This is a genomic window from Planotetraspora kaengkrachanensis (assembly GCF_016862895.1).
GTDB classification, from domain to species: Bacteria; Actinomycetota; Actinomycetes; order Streptosporangiales; family Streptosporangiaceae; genus Planotetraspora; species Planotetraspora kaengkrachanensis.
Window position 1 is genome coordinate 129386 of the sequence record NZ_BONV01000004.1, and the last position, 19106, is coordinate 148491.

A 19106-nucleotide genomic window follows, 5' to 3' on the forward strand; every position below is an offset into this window, starting at 1 on the left:
CGGCTCACTCGCTTCTGGCCTGCTTGATCAGCTCGTCACGGAGGTCGGCGCCCTCCGTCGCGTTCCTGAACTCCTCGAGCGCCGCACGGGCCTTGTCGTCGAGGTCCTGCGGAACCGCCACCTGGACGGTGACGAGCAGGTCGCCCTTGGTGCCGTCCTTGCGGGCGGCGCCGCGGCCGCGGACGCGGAACGTGCGCCCGTTGGGCGTGCCCTCCGGAATTCGAAGCGTCACCGGCATCCCGCGAAGGGTCGGAACCTTGATCTCGGCTCCGAGCGCGGCCTCCGGGAAGGTGACGGGAACGTTGATCGTGAGGTTCTCTCCGCTGCGCCCGAAGACCGCGTGCGGCTTCACGTGGACCTGCACGTAGAGGTCGCCCGCGGGGCCGCCGTTCTCACCAGGCGCGCCCTTTCCCTTGAGCCGGATCCGCTGGGCGTCTCCGACGCCGGCGGGGATCCTGGCCTGGATGGTCCGGGTGCTCTTGCCGCGCCCGCTTCCCTCGCAGACCGGGCAGGGGTCGTCGACCAGGAGGCCCCGGCCGCGGCACTCGCGGCAGGGCTCGGAGAAGGCGAAGTTGCCGAGGTTGCGGCTGGCCGCCCCGGTGCCCTCACACGTGGGGCACACCCTGGGCGTGGTGCCCGCCTTCGCGCCCGTGCCGCCGCACGCCGTGCAGGCCGACGAACTGGTCAGTCTGAGGGACACCGTGGTGCCGTCGACCGCCTCGCTGAAGGAGAGGGTGACCTCCGACTCGATGTCCTGGCCGCGACGGGGCCGCTGCGTGGTCGTGCGCGTCGCGCCGCCGCCGCGGTTGAACAGGCCGCCGAACAGGTCGCCCAGGCGCTCGCCAGTACCGGACTGCGGACCGTGACCGGTGCCGCTGCCCGAGAACAGGTCGCCGAAGTCGAAGTTGAAGCCGCCGCCCCGCTGGCCGCCCGCGCCGGCGTAGCCCCCGAGGCCCGAGCCGAACAGCGTCCTGGCCTCGTCGTACTCCTTGCGGCGCTTGGCGTCGGACAGGACGTCGTAGGCCTCGGAGACCTCCTTGAACTTCTCCTCGGTCTGGGTGTCGCCCTGGTTGGCGTCGGGGTGGTACTTGCGGGCGAGCTTCCGATAGGCCTTCTTGATGTCCTCGCCACTCGCGCTCTTGGGCACACCAAGGACGGCGTAGTAGTCCTTCTCCAAGTAGTCCTTGGTGCTCATCTATCGCTTCCTTCACACGAAAAGGGAGTCGTTGGCCGCCTCTCCCGATCTTGCCTGATCGGGAGAGGCTTCCGGTTGTTCAGTTCTGGCCGTTTTCGCCGGCCTCGCCGGCGTCCTCGGTCTCGGAGTCGTCCGCATCGACGACCACCACCCGCTCCTCGTCCCCCGACGGCTCGGCGACCGCGACCCGGGCGGGACGCAGCACACGCTCGCCGATGCGGTAGCCCGGCTGCAGGATCTCGATGCAGGTGGGCTCGGTGACATCGGCTGAATAGCTGTGCAGGAGAGCCTCGTGCACGGTGGGGTCGAACGGGTCGCCCTTCGTGCCGTAGGTGGTCAGGCCCAGCTTGCCGACGGCGGCCTCCAGCGACTCGCTCACCTTGGCGAAACCGCCGGTGAGCTCGCCGTGGTCGCGCGCCCTGCCGATGTCGTCAAGGACGGGCAGGAACTCCGACAGCACGCTGGCGACCGCGTGCTCCTTTACGGCGATCCGGTCACGATCGACCCGCTTGCGGTAATTGCTGTATTCGGCCTGGAGCCGCTGCAGGTCGGCCGTCCGCTCCGCGAGCAGACCGGCCGCGGCACCGTCGGACGGCGCCTGCGGCGCCCCCTGGCCGCCGGGAGCGGTTCCGTCAGCCGGCTCGCCGGCGTTGTGACGGACCGTCCCGGTCTCTGGGTCGATCTTGCGTTTGTCGCGGATCACCGGCTCCTCTTCGGAACCGTTCTCGCGCGGGGTCACTTGTTGCCGCCCTCCTGCTTCGGCTCGTCGTCGACGATCTCCGCCTCGACGACGTCGTCGTCCGCCTTGGTCTGCTGCTCGGCTCCCGGAGTCGCCGTGCCGGCGGCGTCGCCGCCCTGCGACTGGGCGTAGATCGCCGAGCCCATCTTCTGGCTGACCGTCGCCAGCTTCTCCGCGGAGTCGCGGATCGTCGCCGTGTCGGTGCCCTCGAGGGCCTTCTTCAGGTCGGCGAGCGCGGTCTCCACCTCGGTCTTGACGTCGGCGGGGACCTTGTCCTCGTTCTCCCTGAGGAACTTCTCGGTCTGGTAGGCGAGGGAGTCGGCGTTGTTGCGGACCTCGGCCTCCTCGCGCCGCTGCTTGTCCTCCTCGGCGTAGGAGTCCGCCTCGCGCATCATGCGCTCGATGTCGTCCTTGGCCAGGGCCGAGCCGCCGGTGATCGTCATCGACTGCTCCTTGCCGGTGCCGAGGTCCTTGGCGCCGACGTTGACGATGCCGTTCGCGTCGATGTCGAAGGTGACCTCGATCTGCGGGACGCCGCGGGGCGCCGGGGCGATGCCGGTCAGCTCGAAGGTCGCCAGCTTCTTGTTGTAGGCCGCGATCTCGCGCTCACCCTGGTAGACCTGGATCTGCACCGACGGCTGGTTGTCCTCGGCCGTGGTGAAGACCTCCGACCGCTTGGTCGGGATCGTGGTGTTGCGCTCGATGATCTTGGTGAAGATGCCGCCCTTGGTCTCGATGCCGAGGCTCAGGGGGGTGACGTCAAGCAGCAGGACGTCCTTGACCTCGCCCTTCAGGACACCGGCCTGGAGCGCGGCGCCGATCGCCACGACCTCGTCCGGGTTGACGCCCTTGTTGGGCTCCTTGCCGCCGGTCAGCTCCTTGACCAGGTCGGACACGGCCGGCATGCGGGTCGAACCGCCGACGAGCACCACGTGGGCGATGTCGGCGACCTTGATCCCGGCGTCCTTGATGACCTGGTGGAACGGGCCCTTGCACCGCTCGAGCAGGTCGGCGGTGATCCGCTGGAACTCGGACCGGGTCAGCTTCTCCTCGAGGTGGAGCGGGCCCTCGGCCGAGGCGGTGATGTAGGGGAGGTTGATCGAGGTCTCGGTCTGGCTGGACAGCTCGATCTTGGCCTTCTCCGCGGCCTCACGAAGGCGCTGCAGGGCCATCTTGTCCTTGGCGAGGTCGACGCCGTGCGCGTTCTTGAACCGGGTGGCCAGCTCGTCGACGATCCGCTGGTCCCAGTCGTCGCCGCCCAGGTGGTTGTCGCCGCTCGTCGCCTTGACCTCGACGAAGCCGTGCCCGTCCTCCTGGCCGACGTCGAGCAGGGACACGTCGAAGGTGCCGCCGCCGAGGTCGAAGACCAGGATCGTCTGGTCCTTCTCCTTGTCGAGGCCGTAGGCCAGGGCCGCGGAGGTCGGCTCGTTGATGATGCGGAGCACGTTGAGGCCCGCGATCTGGCCGGCCTCCTTGGTGGCCTGCCGCTGGGCGTCGTTGAAGTACGCCGGGACGGTGATCACCGCGTCGGCGATCTTCTCGCCCAGGTAGGCCTCGGCGTCCTGCTTGAGCTTCTGCAGGACGAACGCGCTGATCTGCTGCGGGGTGAACTTCTTGCCGTCGATCTCGACGGACCAGTTCGTGCCCATCTCGCGCTTGACCGAGCGGATGGTCCGGTCGACGTTGGTGACGGCCTGCCGCTTGGCGACCTCGCCGACGAGAACCTCACCGTTCTTGGCGAAGGCGACCACGGACGGCGTGGTCCGCGAGCCCTGCGCGTTGGCGATGACGGTGGGCTCACCGCCCTCGAGGATCGAGACGACAGAGTTGGTCGTCCCCAGGTCGATACCTACCGCACGTGCCATGAGTACGTCCTTGTAGTCAAAGTTGAGTTGGTTGGACTCAATACTGAGTCAGCCGCCGAGGCTTTGTCAAACGTCTTGAGTCTATGAGGCTCAACCCCGCTACACGCGGAATTCTTCCCGATCACGGCAAGGATTCGCCGACGGGGTCACAGTCTGCCCGGCCTGGCCGTACCAGCGGATATCGGCAGGTCGGCAGGGGTTCGCCGGGAACGGCGTCAGCGGGCGCCGTCGACCACTTCGCGGTCCCCGAGCGGGGTGGGGAGGCGCACCCGCGTCTGCTTCTGGATCGCGATCTCGATGCAGACCGCGTCGGGCTGACGCCGGTCATGGCCTTCCCAGAGTGTGACCGTGACCGTCTTGGCGGTCTCGGTCACGTCGACCCGGTCGAGCATGTTGCACGGCTCGACCCCCGACCACCAGACGACGTCCAGGGCCGTGCCGTCGTCCGTGGGCGTCGCGCTGATCCAGGGGACCTTGCGGGGGTTGATCGTGTCGCCCACCGGTGTGACGGCGGACAGAGACGGCGTCGCGCCGCCACTCGCGGGGGCGCTGGAGCTGACCGGGCCGCCGGTGTTCGCCGGAAAGCCGGTCGGCTGGCCCGGAGAGGCTGACGACGACGGCGTCTCGCCGCAGGCGACCACCATGAACACGAGTGCCGCGATCCAGAGCTTTCCCATACCTCGTCAACGGTCGAGGGGCCCCCGGGGTTCACCCGGCTGTTCCAAGGTTCACCCCCCGGCTTTTCGGGTCCGGCCGGCTGTTGACGGGCGACCCGCCAGGGCTTAATTTCAACGCATGATGAATTTACCCGGGCCCGCGATAGCCGTACGGGATCTGCGGGTCTCGCGCGGCGGCGTCGAGGTCCTGCACGGGATCGACTTCGAGGTGCCGCGCGGTCAGGTGACGGGGCTGCTCGGCCCCAGCGGTTGCGGTAAGACCACGTTGATGCGCGCGATCGTCGGCGTGCAGATCGTGACCGGGGGCGAGGTGACGGTGCTCGGCCGTCCCGCCGGCGACCCCTCCCTCAGGCGCTCCGTGGGCTATTCGACGCAGAGCCCGGCGGTCTACCGGGACCTGACGGTGGTGGAGAACCTCCGCTACTTCGCGGCCGTGCTGAACGCCCCGAGGTCGGACGTGGACCGGGTGATCGAGGAGGTCGGTCTCACCGACGTGGCCGGCCAGCTCGGCGGAACACTCTCGGGCGGTCAGCTCAACCGGGCCAGCCTCGCGGTTGCGCTGCTCGGCAGCCCCGAACTCGTCGTCCTCGACGAGCCCACGGTCGGGCTCGACCCGGTCCTGCGCCAGGAGCTGTGGCTGCTGTTCCAGGGCATGGCCGACCGCGGGGTGACGCTCATCGTCTCCAGCCACGTCATGGACGAGGCCGCCAGGTGCCAGCGGCTCATCGTGATGCGCGAGGGGGAGATCCTCGCCGACGACACCCCCCACGACCTGCGCGAGCACACCCGCACGACGGATCTGGAAGAGGCGTTCCTGCGTCTCATCGAGGAGAGGACGGCGGCATGAACCCGGCGATCACGCTCGCGACGGCGCGGCGGATCCTCACCCAGCTGCGCCATGACCACCGCACTGTGGCGCTGATGGCCTTCGTGCCCACCCTCGTGATCATCCTGCTCTACTACGTGATCGACGATCAGCGCTCGTTCGGCGCGTGGGCGCCGATCCTGCTGTGCGTCTTCCCCTTCCTCGTGATGTTCCTCGTCACCTCGATCGCCACCCTGCGGGAACGGACGTCGGGCACGCTGGAGCGGCTGATGGCCACGCCACTGGGCAAGCTCGACCTCCTCCTCGGGTACGGCATCGCGTTCGGCCTGATGGCCTGCGTCCAGGTGGCCATCGCGCTGGCCGTCTCGCTGACGTGGCTCGGGTTCGACCTGGCCGGACCCTTGTGGTCGCTGGTCCTGATCGCCCTGCTCAACGCCCTGCTCGGCACGGCGCTCGGACTGCTGTGCAGCGCCTTCGCGCGCAGCGAGTTCCAGGCCGTGCAGTTCATGCCGGTCGTCATGATCCCCCAGCTCCTGCTCGGCGGGATCCTGGTCCCCCGCGACCAGATGGCGACCGTCCTGGAATGGGTCTCCAACGTGCTGCCGATGTCGTACGCCATCGAGGGGATGAAGGTCGTCGTCATGAACGGCGAACTCGGCGGCGAGTTCTGGCGGGACGTCGCGATCGTCGCGGGCTCCGCACTGCTCGCCCTCGTCCTCGGCGCGGCCACCCTCCGCCGCCGCACCCCCTGACGTCCGCGACAGCCGTACGGAGGGTCAGCCCGAGGCGAGCTGGCGGCTGCGGTCGCGAGCCGCCTCGATGGCGTCGAGGAACGCGGCGCGGACCTTGTGGCGCTCGAGTTCGGCGATGGCGGCGATCGTCGTGCCGCCGGGAGAGGTCACGGCCTCACGGAGGATCACCGGGTGCTCGCCGGAGTCGCGGAGCATGATCGCCGCCCCGACGATCGACTGGGTGACCATGTCGAGGGCGGCGGCGCGGGGCATCCCCAGCAGGATGCCCGCGTCGACCATGGCCTCCACCAGATAGAAGAAGTAGGCGGGGCCGCTGCCGGACAGCGCGGTGGCGGCGTCCTGCTGCGACTCGGGGATCCGCAGGACCTTTCCGACGGGTGACAGGAGGTCCTCGGCTTTTTTGAGGTGGGCCTCGGACGCGTGCTCGCCCGCGGAGATGACGCTCATGGCCTCGTCGACCAGCACAGGCGTGTTCGACATGACCCTGACGACGGGCACGTCGCCGCCGAGCCTGGCCTCGACGAAACCGGTCGTGATGCCCGCCGCGACCGAGATGACCAGGCTGTCGGGGGACACGTGCGGGGCGATCTCGGTGAGCAGGCCCGCCATGTCCTGCGGCTTGACGGCGAGGATGAGGGTCCGGGCGCTCTTGGCCGCCTCGGCGTTGTCCGTCACCCGCACGCCGTACCGCTCGCGCAGGGCGTCGGCACGCTCCGGGCGCCTGGCGGTCGCCGTGATCTCGTGTGGCCGGAGCCCGGCCCTGACCAGCCCGGACAGGAGGGCCTCGCCCATCTTGCCGGTTCCGAGAATCGCGATCATGGCATCGTCCTCACCGCTAGAACCAGGTTGGCAGCCTACCGACGGTCAGGCTCTGCGGAGGTTGCGGATCGCGGGCACGCTCAGCAGTACCGCGATGCCGGCGAGACCCACGCCGAAGCCGAACAGGAGCACGTGATCGGCTCCCACCCGCTCGGAGACCGGACCGGAGAGCGCCTGCCCGATCGGCATGCTGAGGACCGAGCCGCCCACCTCGTAGGCCGTCACGCGGTTGAGGACGTCCGGGGCGACCTTGGTCTGGATGCTGGTGGCCCACATGACCGACCAGAAGGCCCACGCGGAGCCTGCCAGGGCGAACCCGGCCGCCATCACGCCGGCGGGCATCCGGGTGGCGACGACCAGCGGCTCCAGGAAGAACGCGGTCATCACGACGGCTCCGGTGGCGAGCGGCCGGGCCGGTCTGACGTACATCGCGATCATGCCGCCGAGGATGGTGCCCGCGCCGACGGCCGACATCATCCAGCCGTAGGCCGACCTGCCCAGGTCCTCGGTGACGAGCGAGGCGCCGAGGGGCACGAGCGGGCCGAAGACCACCACGCCGTAGACGGCCCAGACGAGGATGACCGCCCACATCCACGTCCGGGAACGGAACTCGTCCCAGCCCTCGCGCAGGTTCCTGAGCATCGAGGAGCCCGCGGCGATCGACGCGGCCGGCCGTACGCGCAGAGACAGGATGCAGACGGCGCTCACCGCGAACGTCCCGGCGTTGACCGCGTAGACCACGCCGGCGCCGCCGAAGACCACGAGCACGCCGGAGAGGGCGGGCCCGAAGAGCTGAGCGATGGCGTCGGCGACCCGCAGAGTGGCGTTCGCCCGCTGCACGTCGGCGGAGATCTGGGGCACCATGCTGCCGACGCCGGGCTGGAACATCGCGGCGGCCGCGCCGCTCAGCGCCGAGAGCCCGATGAGCAGCAGGAGAGAGGGCGTTCCGGTCAGGAAGCTGATCGCGATGCCGGACTGGGTGACGATGCGCACCAGGTCGGCGCCGATCATCATGCGCCGGGCGGTGAACCGGTCGGCGAAGACGCCACCGAACAGGATGAGGGTGCCGAGGGGCGCCATCCATGCGGCGAGGACGAAGCCGACGCCGGTGGGCCCGTATCCGGCGCCCAGCACGCCCAGGGAGACGGCGACGGGCAACATCGCGTCCCCGAGGATGGAGACGGCCCGGCCGACGAAGTAGAGCGCGAAGTCCCGCGTCCACAGGGCCGGCCGCTGCTCTTTCGCCGCGGTCTGTACGGCCTGTGCCAATTCGCCCCCCGATGTCCGTTCGCCGCCGGACATCATGCCAGATTGGAAAGTTTCTTAATCAAAGGGGTTTTCCCTGGATGCGGCCTTTAAGGGCCGGGGGGTGACACCTTGATTCGCATGATCACGCGAGGCGTTCTGGCAGGTGGCGGTGGATGCGGCCGAATTCACGCATGATCACGATTGGCGTTTTCCCTGGTGGGCGGCCGAGATCACGAAGGGGTGCATGATCACGCGGAGGGGAAGGGGGTTGTTGACCATCCGTTTACGATTGATCGAGTGACGCCACGTCGCGGAATCCTTCCGCTTCTCGCCGTTCTCCTGGCTGCGGGGTGCACCTCAACGGAGCCCCCGGCCGTCCAGATCGCACAGGTCACCCGCGCGTCGGTCAGTGAGGTGATCGAGGCCCCCGCGACGGTCGGCGCGCGTGCCACCGCGGCGCTGACCACTCCCGCGTCCGGCACGATCTCCAAGCTCTACGTGGCGGACGGCGACACCGTCAAGAAGGGACAGATCCTCGCGAGGATCAGCTCTCCCCAGGCCAAGGACCAGCTCGAGCAGGCACGCAAGGCCGACAAGCAGGCCTCGCGGCCGATCTCGGCAGGGGGCGTGTCCACGTCGGTCCGGCTCCCGCCGCTGAAGGTGCCCGCGAGCCTCGACGCCCGCGTCGCCCGTGATTTCGCCAGAGCCAGGAAGGCGGCGGCGAAGGTCGAGGACCCGGCGATCAAGGCGCAACTCCTGGCCGCCATCGACGCGGCGCAGACCCAGCACAAGGCCCAGCGGCGCGCGCTCGACCAGGTGGTCACCGGCCTCAATCGATCGGTCGGCCAGGTGGTCGCGCAGGTGAGCGGCCAGCTCGGCGCCGGGCTCAGCGGCCTGACGGCGTCGATGTCGTCGCTCCAGGCGGCCTCGCGGTCGCAGACCAGGGCGGCGGTGAAGGCGGCCGAGCGGACCGTCGACGGCCTGGCCATCAAGGCCCCGTTCGCCGGGGTGGTCACGTTGGGCGGCGCCTCATCGGGAGGCGGCACGGCGGACCTGAGCGGCCTGCTCGGGCAGCTTCCCGCCGGGCTGGCCGGCGGGGCGGGCGCGGCCGCCCCGGCCCCGAGCGGGCGCTCCGGCGGAGTCGTGGCGACCGGGGTCCCGGTGGCGGCGGGAGACACCATCGTGACGGTCACCGACGTGTCGGAACTCGTCCTGTCCGCCGACGTGGACGAGACCGACGTACTGCTGGTCGAGAACGGGACGCCCGCGGAGGCCGAGTTCGACGCGGTCACCGGCGCCACCTACACGGCCACGGTGACGGGCGTCGGGGTCACGCCCAAGGAGGGGACGACCGGCGGGGTCAGCTATCCCGTGCGCCTGCGGCTCGGCGACGGCGTCTACGACGACCAGAGCCCCGCCCCGGCGCCCAAGCCCGGCATGAGCGCCGTGGTGCGGCTCACCGTACGGCAGGCGGCCGACGCGACGGCCGTACCGGCCTCGGCGATCGTGACGAGCGGCAGGGAGTCGATCGTCTGGGCGGTGCGCGACGGCAAGGCCGAGCGGCGCGTCGTCAAGCTCGGCGCCCAGGGCGACGCCACCGTGCAGATCGTCAGCGGGGTGTCGCCCGGTGAGCGGGTGGTCGTCAAGGGCGCGGACACCGTCCGCCAGGCGCAGACCCTGCCATGACGACCGAACCCTCCGCCACGCCGCCTGCGGCGTTCGAAGCGATCGGGCTGACCAGGTCGTACGACCTCGAAGGCGTGTCCGTCGACGCCCTGCGCGGGGTGGACCTGCGGATCGAGCAGGGCGAGTTCGTGGCCATCGTCGGGCCTTCGGGCTCGGGCAAGTCCACGCTCATGCACCTGCTGGGCTGTCTCGACCGGCCGACGTCGGGCGTCCTGCGGGTGGGCGGAGTCGACGTCTCGACCCTCGACGACACCCACCTGGCCGAGTTGCGCAACCAGACCATCGGCTTCGTCTTCCAGTCCTTCCACCTGCTCGCCCGGACACCCGCGCTCGACAACGTGGCGCTGCCCCTCGTCTACCGGGGAGTCGGGAGATCGGAGCGGCGGGCACGGGCAGAAGCGGCGCTGACGGCCGTCGGGCTCGGGCACCGGCTGGGTCACCGTCCCTCCCAGATGTCCGGCGGCGAGCAGCAACGGGTCGCCATCGCCCGCGCGCTCGTGGGCGATCCCCAGGTCGTGCTGGCCGACGAGCCGACCGGCAACCTCGACACGCGCAACGGCGAAGAGGTGATGAACCTCCTCGAACACCTCAACGCCGACAGTGGGGTGGCCGTCGTCCTCGTCACGCACGAGGCGGACGTCGCGGGCCGGGCCCACAGGCAGATCCACGTCCGCGACGGCCTCATCGAGCTCGACTCGCGATCCCGTACGGCGCCTGCCGCCACGACCGAGGGGGACGCGGGATGAGGACGGCGGAGGCGCTGCGGATGGCGCTGGAGGCGCTGCGGGTCAACCGGCTGCGCAGCACGCTGACCATGCTCGGCGTGATCATCGGCGTCCTGGCGGTGGTGATCCTCGTCGCCATCGGCACGGGCGCGAAGAACGCGGTGGAGAAGGAGATCGCCGGGCTCGGCAGCAACATCATTCTCGTCGTCCCCGGACAGGTCGGCCTGGGTGCCGCTCCCACGCAGAGCCGTCTCGACCTGACGGACGTTGCCTTCGTCCGGCGCGTCGTCGGGGACCCTTCGAAGGTCACGGTGGCCGTCAACTCGGGCGAGCCGGTACGGGTCGGCCGCAACGAGGTGTTCGCCACGCTCACCGGCACCGACGAGAACATGCCGAACATCTTCGATCGGCCGTTGCGCCGTGGCCGCTACATGAGCGCGACCGACGTCGAGACCCGCCGCCGGGTGACCGTTCTCGGCGCTGAGGTGGCGGCGAAGCTCTTCGGCGACGTCGACCCCATCGGACGGCAGGTGACGATCGCGGGCGTCAGGTTCCGGGTGATCGGGATCTACGAGACCGTCGGCTCGACGTTCGGCGTCGCCAGGGACCAGGAGGTGCACGTCCCCGTCACCACCGCCCAGCGGCTCATCGGGCTGCCGCGGATCAACGGCATCGCGGTCGGCGCGTCGGGCCCGGACGAGATCGAGTCGCTCCAGAGCAGGGTGGTCGCGGCGCTGGACGCCCGCTATCCGGACGAGAAGTTCTCCGCCGTGACCCAGACGCAGCTCCTGGGCACCATCGGCACGGTCCTCAGCATGCTGACGGGCGTCCTGGCCGCCATCGCCGGGATCTCGCTGCTGGTCGGGGGCGTGGGGGTGTCCAACATCATGCTCGTCAGCGTGCGGGAGCGTACCAAGGAGATCGGCCTGCGCAAGGCTCTCGGCGCCCGTCAGCGCGACGTCCTGTGGCAGTTCCTGATCGAGGCCGTGCTGCTCACGACGATCGGCGGGCTGATCGGCATCCTGCTCGGGGTCGGCGGAGCCCTGCTGATCCAGGCGCTCTCACCGGTTCCCGCCGCGATCACGTGGTGGTCGATCGCCCTGGCCTTCGGCGTCTCCGTCGGGGTCGGGGTGTTCTTCGGCGTCGCCCCCGCCAGACGGGCGGGCCGGCTGGATCCCGTGGTCGCCCTCCGCTCCGAGTGATCCGTGTGGGTCCCTGCGGCCCGTCGTGCGGTAGCGTCGCGGGCATGAGTCAGGCGGTGCGGGTCGTCTGGGACGACGCTCTGATTTCCTACGACTTCGGGCCGGGTCACCCCCTCGCCCCCATACGGGTGGAGCTGACCATGGCGCTCGCCCGCGGCCTCGGAGTACTGGACGCCGTCGAGATCACCGGCTGCGCCCCCGCCACCGACGAGGAGCTCGCCCTCGTTCACAACCGCGACTACATCGACGGGGTCAAGGGGGTGTCCGCCACCGGCCGCCCCAATCTCCGCTGGGGTCTCGGGACCCCGGACAATCCCGCGTTCGCGGGGGTTCACGAGGCCTCTGCCCTGGTCGCGGGGGCCACCCTGGAGGCGGCGAGAGCCGTATGGACCGGCGAGACCGAGCACGCGCTCAACGTGGCCGGAGGGCTCCACCACGCGATGCCCTTCAGCGCGAGCGGCTTCTGCGTCTACAACGACCCGGCGATCGCCATCGCGTGGCTGCTCGCCCAGGGGGCGACCAAGGTCGCCTACGTGGACGTGGACGTCCATCACGGCGACGGCGTCCAGGCGGCCTTCTACGACGATCCGCGCGTGCTGACGATCAGCCTGCACGAGAGTCCCACCACGCTCTTTCCCGGGACGGGCTTCCCCCGGGAGACGGGGGCCGAGGGCACCGCCGTCAACGTCGCCCTGCCGGCGGGGTGCGGCGACGGCGGCTGGCTGCGCGCCTTCCACGCCGTCGTCCCCCCGCTCCTGCGCGAGTTCGCCCCGGATGTCCTGGTGACCCAGCAGGGCTGCGACAGCCACGCCCTGGACCCGCTCGCCCACCTCATGCTGAGCCTCGACGGGCAGCGCGCGGCCTACGCGGAGCTGCACCGGCTCGCGCACGAGACCGCCGGGGGGCGGTGGATCGCGACCGGGGGCGGAGGCTACGAGCTGGTGCAGGTCGTGCCCAGGGCCTGGACGCACCTCATCGCCGAGGCGGCGGGCTCGCCCGTCGACCCCGCGACCCACACGCCGCAGGACTGGCGCGACCTGGTGAAGCAACGGACCGGGGAGACGGCGCCGCTGACCATGACGGACGGCCGACACCCCGCATACCAGGACATCGCGCGGGGATACGATCCAGCTGACGCCATCGACAGGGCGATCCTCGCATGCAGGAACGCGGTGTTCCCCTTCCACGGACTCGATCCGATGCCGTAGCCCCGCCGACTGGAGCCGAGACCGCAGGAATCATGACGAGACCAGGAGAGCTGTAGCGATTGTGACCCGTCAGCCCGCCTCCCCTCCTCCCACCCGCGCCGAGCTCAGCGATCATCTGGTCCGGACGCGGATCGCGGGCGAGGTCGCGACCAGCCGTGAGAACAACCTCGACCACTACCGGTCGCTGGCGCTGCGCGACCCGCACTACATGTTCGGCCTGAGCCTGTCCGCCCGATGGGCGTTCGCCGACATCCTCGAGCTCATGGCCAAGAAGACGGGCGTGGTCGCCGATCCCCGTCACCGCGAGGGCCAGGACACCATCGACCCGGAACGGACAATCGACGCCCTGGAGGAGATGGGCGACCGCATCGCCGGGGTGCTCCGCCGCGGCGGAGCCCGCATCATCGTCGCCACGGGGCACCCGACCGGCCTGCTGATCGTCCATCTGGCCCTGGCCCGGTTCGTCGTCGATCACGGTGCGACGCTGCTGACTCCCGCCGAGGGATGGAGCTACACGTACGGCGGGCTCGGGCGGCGCAGGTGGATCCGGTATCTCGACGGCGTGGCCATGCTCGACGACCGGGGGAACCTGGTCCACACGCACGACCCGCATCCCATGCGCGCGATGCTGGCGCAGGAACGCCCGGACTTCGTGATCGCCGATCACGGATGGGCGGGAGCGGCCGGCGAGGCGGGCGTCGAGACGGTCGGATTCGCCGATTGCAACGATCCCGCGCTCTTCGTCGGGGAGGCCGAGGGCAAGATCGCGGTGGCCGTGCCGCTGGACGACAACGTGTTACCGCGCCATTACGGTCCGCTCACGAGCTATCTGCTGGAACGGATCACTCAGGGGTTGTGACCCCAATCCGGACCATCCAATTCGGGCATTTCGCGCCCGCTTTTCCACCAGACTGTCGACCGTTTGCCAACTTTTTTGTGATCCTGGGCGACTCTAATGTGAGGGAAGTTGGTCCGTTCCAAGAGTGAGGCGAAGGGCACGACCCGGCTGCTGCCAGCGATTTCCTCGGTTTTGACGGCATAAGGCTCTAGTCGCGGATGGAATGGGGGGTTTGCCGACATGGAGTCCGGACTTACGCTGACAGCAGTACACGTGCGTGAGCGATGGCACCAGTGGGGATAACCCGGAAACACGTGCGGAAGAGGCGTCCGATGGGTGCAGGCGAAAGACCTCTCAGCGAGGTGAAGTTTCTGACGGTCGCAGAAGTTGCCACCGTCATGCGGGTGTCCAAGATGACGGTGTACCGGCTCGTGCACTCGGGCGAGTTGCCGGCCATCAGGGTCGGCCGATCTTTCCGAGTGCCTGAGCAGGCCGTCCACGACTACTTGAGGGACGCGTTCATCGAGGCTGGATGAACGCGCCCGCCGGCCGACACCGTGGCTCCGCGGAGCCCATGGTGTGTCGCAGGCCACGCGGGACCCCTGAAGGGGCGATCTACCATGGATCGCCGGTAGGCTGTTGAGCCGGTGTGCGTTCGCGCGCCGGTTCTGACACCACCTTCACCTGGGGGTCCCGTGGGCTCTGTGATCAAGAAGCGCCGTAAGCGCATGGCCAAGAAGAAGCACCGCAAGCTGCTCAAGAAGACTCGCATTCAGCGACGTAACAAGAAGTAGTAGATACGGCGCGCGCACCGGTCCCGAGGGACCGGGCCACCGTTGGAAGTCCCCCATCCTGCGAGGCGACGTTGACCCACACCGTGCTCGTCACCGGGGTCTCTCGCCATATCGGCGCCCGAGTGGCCGGAGCTCTCGCAGCGGATCCGGGGATCGGACGGGTGATCGGCGTGGACACGGTGCCGCCGCCCGGCCTCACGCGTGGCGGCGGAGCACTGCTCGGCCGCACCGAGTTCGTCCGGATCGACCTGCGGACCCCCGATATCGCCCAGGTCATCTCGGCCGAGGACGTCGACACCGTCGTGCACATGAGCCTGGTCAGCGAGCCTGCCAAAAGCCGCTCGACCATGATGGAGCACAACGTCATCGGCACCATGCAGTTGCTGGCAGCCTGCCAGCGATCGGCGACGGTGCGCAGGGTGGTGGTCCGTTCGACCACGGCGGTGTACGGCTCCTCGCCCCATGCCCCGGCCGTGTTCACCGAGGACACCGAGCCCGTCGACGTGCCGCACAGCGGCTACGCCAAGGACGCCATCGAGGTCGAGGGCTACGTCCGCGGCTTCGCCCGGCGGCGCCCGGACGTGGTGACGTCGACCCTGAGGCTCGCCAACCTCATGGGGCCGCACGTCGACTCGCCCCTCACCCGGTACTTCTCGCAGCCGGTGTCGCCGACGGTCTTCGGCTTCGATCCCCGGCTGCAGTTCGTGCACGAGGACGATGTGGTCGAGGTGGTGCGCCGGATGACGGTCGAGGACCGTCCCGGCGTCTTCAACGTGTCGGGCGACGGGGTCCTGTTGTTGTCCCAGTGCGTCCGGAAGGCCGGCAGGACCGCCGTCCCGGTCCCGTCTCCCGCCTTCGGGCTGCTCGGGATGCTGGCGCGGACCTCGGGCCTGGTCGACTTCTCTCCTGAGCAACTCGCGCTGATGAGCCACGGCCGGGTCGTCGACACCACCCGGCTGGCCGGCGCGCTCGCCTGGAGGCCCAAATTCAGCACGGCTGCCGCCTTCGACGACTTCTTACAGTCGCGCGGCATGAGCGCCGACAGGCCGGCCGCCCTGGTCGACTGGTTGTCCGGCCTGGCGACGAGGCGGTGAACGCAATTTTCGCTTCCGATACGCCTTCCGAGGAAGGCGCACGGATCATCCCGATTTCCGCGGCCCGGGGGACGCCCCCGCCCGGCCCCTCCGACGAGGCGGACCCCACGAGTCCGGTGGACGAACGGATCGCCGAACTGCTCGCCCTCCTCAGACGCAGGGTCGTCGGAGACTACGAGGTCGACGAGTTCGGCTTCGATCCCGAGCTCAACGACAAGGTCCTGCTCGAGCTGATCCGGCCGATCTACCGGCACTGGTTCCGGGTGGAGACGCTCGGCGTCGAGAACGTCCCCGCCGACTCCGGCGCGCTGGTCGTGGCCAACCATTCGGGCACGCTTCCCGTGGACGCGCTCATGATGCAGGTCGCGCTGCACGACGAGGCGCACCGGGCGGTCCGCCTGCTCGGCGCCGACCTGGTCTACCAGCTGCCGGTCCTCGGGCACCTGTCACGCAAGACGGGACACACCCTGGCCTCCCGCGAGGACGCCGACAGGCTGTTGCGCAAGGGCGAGCTCGTCGGGGTCTTCCCCGAGGGCTTCAAGGGCGTGGGCAAGCCCTTCTCGCAGCGTTACAAGCTCCAGCGGTTCGGCCGCGGAGGCTTCGTGACCTCGGCCGTCCGCGCGGGCACGCCGATCGTGCCCTGCGCCATCGTCGGAGCCGAGGAGATCTACCCCAAGATCGGTGACTTCTCCACCCTGGCCAGGGTGCTCGGCCTGCCGTACCTGCCGATCACGCCGTTCTTCCCCTGGCTGGGCCCGCTCGGGCTGATCCCGCTGCCCTCCAAGTGGCTGATCGAGTTCGGTGAGCCCATCCGCACGGACCAGTACGATCCCGAGGACGCCGACGACCCCATGCTGGTGTTCAACCTGACCGACCAGGTCCGCGAGGCCATCCAGCAGCAGCTCGACGCGTTGCTGCTGCGACGTGGCCCCGCCTTCCCGCCGTTCTTCTGACGGGATCAGATCTTCTGGCGGGATCAGAGCCCGCCAGGGAGACAGGGCCTAGCTCGAGCGGTAGTGCCGGCGAAGCGCGATGCCCGCCGCGACGCCGCCGGCGATGGCTCCCGCCGTCGCCGCGATCGGCAGGCCGATCATCGTGGCCTTCCGCCCGGTACGGAAATCACGGACCTGCCAGTTCTGGTCCCTGGCGTACTCCCGAAGCTCGCTGTCGGGATTGATCGCGTAGGGGTGGCCGACGAGCGACAACATGGGCAGGTCGTTGGCCGAGTCGCTGTAGGCCGAGCAGCGTGACAGGTCGAGCCCTTCGCGCCGGGCCAGCGCCCGGACGGCCTCGGCCTTGGCCGGTCCGTGGAGGAGGTCGCCGACGAGCCTGCCGGTGTAGGCGCCCTCCGCGGTCTCCGCGACCGTCCCGAGGGCTCCAGTTAGTCCCAGCCGCTGGGCGATCACCCGGGCCAGTTCGACGGGCGTCGCGGTGACCAGCCACACCCGCTGGCCCGAGTCCAGATGGGACTGAGCCAGGGCGCGGGTGCCCGCCCACACGCGGTCGGCCATAACCTCGTCGTAGATCTCCTCGCCGAGCCGTACGACGTCGTCGACCTTGAGGCCGGCGACGAAGGCCAGGGCCATCTCCTTGGCACGTGCGATGTGCTCGGGGTTCTCGTTGCCCCAGACACGGAACCAGGCCTGGCCGGCGGCGAACTTCATGAGGTCGCTCGTGGTGAACAGGCCGCGTGCGGCGAGTCCCCGTGCGAAGTGATAGATCGAGGCGCCGCGCATCATCGTGTTGTCGACGTCGAAGAAGGCCGCCGCGGTGGGGTCGGGGATCACCTCTGGAGCCGAGACGGCCGCGGCCGCCGCCACTTCACCCGCGATCTCCGCCGCGTCCCGTCGTCGCAATAGCCGCCTCATGGCACATCAGCTTAACCGTCCCGGGTTGCCCCTAATGGGAGCAAGCGCGCACGGTCCGGCTCGTGTCAACGCCCGGAAAACGCGAACATATCGATGTATCGCAGGTATTTGCTCGCCTTCTTGCGATTGGCCGCATCGAGCTTCGGCAGCAGCGACTCGACGGCGTCGCGCTGCTCCCTGGCGAAGCGCCGCGCCTCGGTGCTCACGGCCTTCCCGTGCCGCTCGACCCGGCCCAGAGCCGCCCTGGTCGTGGACTCCATGTCCTCGAGGGTCCGTTCGATGAGCTCGTCCCGTCCGGGATCCGGTGTCGAGTAGCCCGCCAGGGACGCGGTCTCGGCCGCCCGGAGGCGGGCGGCGCCCAGCTCGCGGTGCGTGCGCTCCTCGCCGGAGGTCATGGAAAGCAGCGTCGACTCCGCGGCCCGCTTGAGCGGGTAGAGCGGCTCGCCGGGGACGGAGTGGTAGGTCCCGACGCCCGTGCAGAACATGCCGATCAGCAGCACTCCGAACACGAGCGCGGGACGGACCCGCACGAACAGCGACCGGCGGCGCACCCGAGGCCGCTCGGCCGGCGGCGCCGACGCGGGCACCCGTTCCTCGACGTGGGTCCGCAGGAGTTCCGCACGGAGGCCGGCGCGGAACTCGGGACTCGGGCCGCTGAGGAAGGCGCTGAGCTCCGCGAGGCGCGTGGTCACCTGGCCGTCGCGTGCCGTCCGTCCGCGCAGCCGGCGCGAGGCTCGCCAGCAGCTCATGAGTAATGCTCCCGCCATCCCCCGTCTGATCCACCCCTGCCCCATGCCCAACGACAAGACGGGGCGGGGGTTACGGGAGTGGCGCTAACCGAGATCCTTCGGTAACGACCTGGCCAGCGCCTTGATCGCCCGGAACTGTAAGGCCTTGATCGCGCCGCTCTTCTTGCCCATCGCAACGGCCGTCTCGGCGAGGGACATCCCGTGGAGGAAGCGAAAGATCACGCAGGCCTGCTGCTCGGGCCCGAGCTGCTTGATCGCCTGCATCACGCGCTCGTTCACCATGTTCGTGACGACGGCGTTCTCGGGGATGTGCGGCCCGTCAAGGGGCCGGTCGAAGACCTCGGCGGTGGTGACCTCGAGCCGGTTGCGGCCCGACTTGAAGTGGTCGGTCACGAGGTTGCGGGCGATGGTGACCAGCCAGGCGCCGAAGTCGCGCCCCTGCCAGGTGAAGTCCGAGATGCCCCGCAGGGCGCGCAGGAAGGTCTCGCTGGTGAGGTCCTCCGTCTGCGCGTGGGTGCCGACCCGGAAGTAGATGTAGCGGTACACCAACTCCAGGTAACGGTCGTAGAGAACGCCGAAGGCCTCGGTGTCTCCGGTTTTGGCGCGCAGGACCAGCTCCCGCATCTCCTCGTCCTCGCCTGCGGCGGGGTCGATGAAGCGAGCTGGAGACGATGCTCCGAGGGCGGCTGGAGGGGCCAGCCCGGCCAACGGCCACGTGTTCGGCATCCGGTGTCCCTTGGGGGAAGGGGAGTCGGCGTGCTCGAACACTCTAGAAATCATCGGCGGATTACACAATCCGTCTGATCGTCGCAGTCACCATA

The 19106-nt window shown here is 69.6% G+C and carries 20 protein-coding genes; 11 read left to right on the forward strand and 9 right to left on the reverse strand.

All coding sequences use genetic code 11. The features are described from left to right. Positions 1-4: 4 nt before the first annotated feature. The 4 genes from dnaJ to Pka01_RS07045 all read right to left on the reverse strand — a co-directional run bounded on the left by dnaJ (position 5) and on the right by Pka01_RS07045 (position 4476). A complete protein-coding gene (gene dnaJ / locus Pka01_RS07030; protein ID WP_203881783.1) occupies positions 5-1195 on the reverse strand; it encodes a molecular chaperone DnaJ in 1191 nt (396 codons plus the stop codon). A 79-nt stretch (positions 1196-1274) separates the two neighbouring features. Continuing rightward, on the reverse strand, positions 1275-1934 hold the full coding sequence (grpE, locus tag Pka01_RS07035) for a nucleotide exchange factor GrpE (protein WP_203881784.1): 660 nt from the start codon (positions 1932-1934) through the stop codon (positions 1275-1277). Continuing rightward, on the reverse strand, positions 1931-3799 hold the full coding sequence (dnaK, locus tag Pka01_RS07040) for a molecular chaperone DnaK (protein WP_203881785.1): 1869 nt from the start codon (positions 3797-3799) through the stop codon (positions 1931-1933). The genes grpE and dnaK overlap by 4 nt, the downstream gene beginning before the upstream one ends. Positions 3800-4014: 215 nt before the next feature. Beyond that, on the reverse strand, positions 4015-4476 hold the full coding sequence (locus Pka01_RS07045) for a hypothetical protein (RefSeq protein WP_203881786.1): 462 nt from the start codon (positions 4474-4476) through the stop codon (positions 4015-4017). 118 nt (positions 4477-4594) lie between these two features. Here Pka01_RS07045 and Pka01_RS07050 point away from each other — a divergent pair, with 118 nt between their 5' ends. Further along, on the forward strand, positions 4595-5323 hold the full coding sequence (locus Pka01_RS07050) for an ABC transporter ATP-binding protein (protein WP_203881787.1): 729 nt from the start codon (positions 4595-4597) through the stop codon (positions 5321-5323). Then, complete coding sequence (locus Pka01_RS07055) at positions 5320-6054, forward strand: ABC transporter permease (protein WP_203881788.1); 735 nt, start codon at positions 5320-5322, stop codon at positions 6052-6054. The genes Pka01_RS07050 and Pka01_RS07055 overlap by 4 nt, the downstream gene beginning before the upstream one ends. A 24-nt stretch (positions 6055-6078) precedes the next feature. On the opposite strand, the gene proC is transcribed toward Pka01_RS07055, so the two are convergent. Together proC and Pka01_RS07065 are read right to left on the reverse strand one after the other, a co-directional pair. After that, positions 6079-6873, reverse strand: a complete 795-nt coding sequence (gene proC / locus Pka01_RS07060; RefSeq protein WP_203881789.1) for a pyrroline-5-carboxylate reductase — start codon at positions 6871-6873, stop codon at positions 6079-6081. Positions 6874-6918: 45 nt separating this feature from the next. After that, entirely contained in the window at positions 6919-8175 is a 1257-nt protein-coding gene (locus Pka01_RS07065) for an MFS transporter (protein WP_239114802.1), read from the reverse strand. A gap of 243 nt (positions 8176-8418) precedes the next feature. Between Pka01_RS07065 and Pka01_RS07070 the strand changes: the two genes are divergently transcribed. From Pka01_RS07070 to Pka01_RS07110, 9 genes are all read left to right on the forward strand, one after another. Further along, on the forward strand, positions 8419-9807 hold the full coding sequence (locus tag Pka01_RS07070; protein ID WP_203881790.1) for an efflux RND transporter periplasmic adaptor subunit: 1389 nt from the start codon (positions 8419-8421) through the stop codon (positions 9805-9807). Continuing rightward, the gene (locus Pka01_RS07075; protein ID WP_203881791.1) at positions 9804-10553 is read left to right on the forward strand and encodes an ABC transporter ATP-binding protein; all 750 of its coding nucleotides are present in this window, start codon (positions 9804-9806) and stop codon (positions 10551-10553) included. The genes Pka01_RS07070 and Pka01_RS07075 overlap by 4 nt, the downstream gene beginning before the upstream one ends. Beyond that, on the forward strand, positions 10550-11734 hold the full coding sequence (locus Pka01_RS07080; protein ID WP_203881792.1) for an ABC transporter permease: 1185 nt from the start codon (positions 10550-10552) through the stop codon (positions 11732-11734). Before Pka01_RS07075 ends, Pka01_RS07080 begins: the two co-directional genes overlap by 4 nt. A gap of 44 nt (positions 11735-11778) precedes the next feature. Next, positions 11779-12942, forward strand: coding sequence for an acetoin utilization protein AcuC (locus Pka01_RS07085; RefSeq protein WP_203881793.1), 1164 nt, complete (start codon positions 11779-11781; stop codon positions 12940-12942). A 61-nt stretch (positions 12943-13003) separates the two neighbouring features. Next, positions 13004-13801, forward strand: coding sequence for a phosphatase (locus Pka01_RS07090; protein ID WP_203881794.1), 798 nt, complete (start codon positions 13004-13006; stop codon positions 13799-13801). A 311-nt stretch (positions 13802-14112) separates the two neighbouring features. Next, positions 14113-14316, forward strand: a complete 204-nt coding sequence (locus Pka01_RS07095; RefSeq protein ID WP_030456159.1) for a helix-turn-helix domain-containing protein — start codon at positions 14113-14115, stop codon at positions 14314-14316. Positions 14317-14475: 159 nt separating this feature from the next. Beyond that, positions 14476-14574 (forward strand): 30S ribosomal protein bS22, encoded by a 99-nt coding sequence (locus Pka01_RS07100; RefSeq protein WP_018654693.1) that lies wholly within the window; start codon positions 14476-14478, stop codon positions 14572-14574. A gap of 83 nt (positions 14575-14657) precedes the next feature. Then, positions 14658-15668, forward strand: coding sequence for an NAD-dependent epimerase/dehydratase family protein (locus Pka01_RS07105; protein WP_308442218.1), 1011 nt, complete (start codon positions 14658-14660; stop codon positions 15666-15668). A 116-nt stretch (positions 15669-15784) separates the two neighbouring features. After that, complete coding sequence (locus tag Pka01_RS07110; protein ID WP_373318108.1) at positions 15785-16621, forward strand: lysophospholipid acyltransferase family protein; 837 nt, start codon at positions 15785-15787, stop codon at positions 16619-16621. A gap of 48 nt (positions 16622-16669) precedes the next feature. Here the strand turns inward: Pka01_RS07110 and Pka01_RS07115 are convergent, their stop codons facing one another. From Pka01_RS07115 to Pka01_RS07125, 3 genes are all read right to left on the reverse strand, one after another. Next, the gene (locus Pka01_RS07115) at positions 16670-17536 is read right to left on the reverse strand and encodes an HAD family hydrolase (protein ID WP_203881796.1); all 867 of its coding nucleotides are present in this window, start codon (positions 17534-17536) and stop codon (positions 16670-16672) included. Positions 17537-17601: 65 nt separating this feature from the next. After that, positions 17602-18285, reverse strand: a complete 684-nt coding sequence (locus tag Pka01_RS07120; protein ID WP_203881797.1) for a DUF5667 domain-containing protein — start codon at positions 18283-18285, stop codon at positions 17602-17604. A gap of 84 nt (positions 18286-18369) precedes the next feature. Beyond that, positions 18370-19065, reverse strand: a complete 696-nt coding sequence (locus Pka01_RS07125; protein WP_239114803.1) for a sigma-70 family RNA polymerase sigma factor — start codon at positions 19063-19065, stop codon at positions 18370-18372. Positions 19066-19106: the final 41 nt, after the last annotated feature.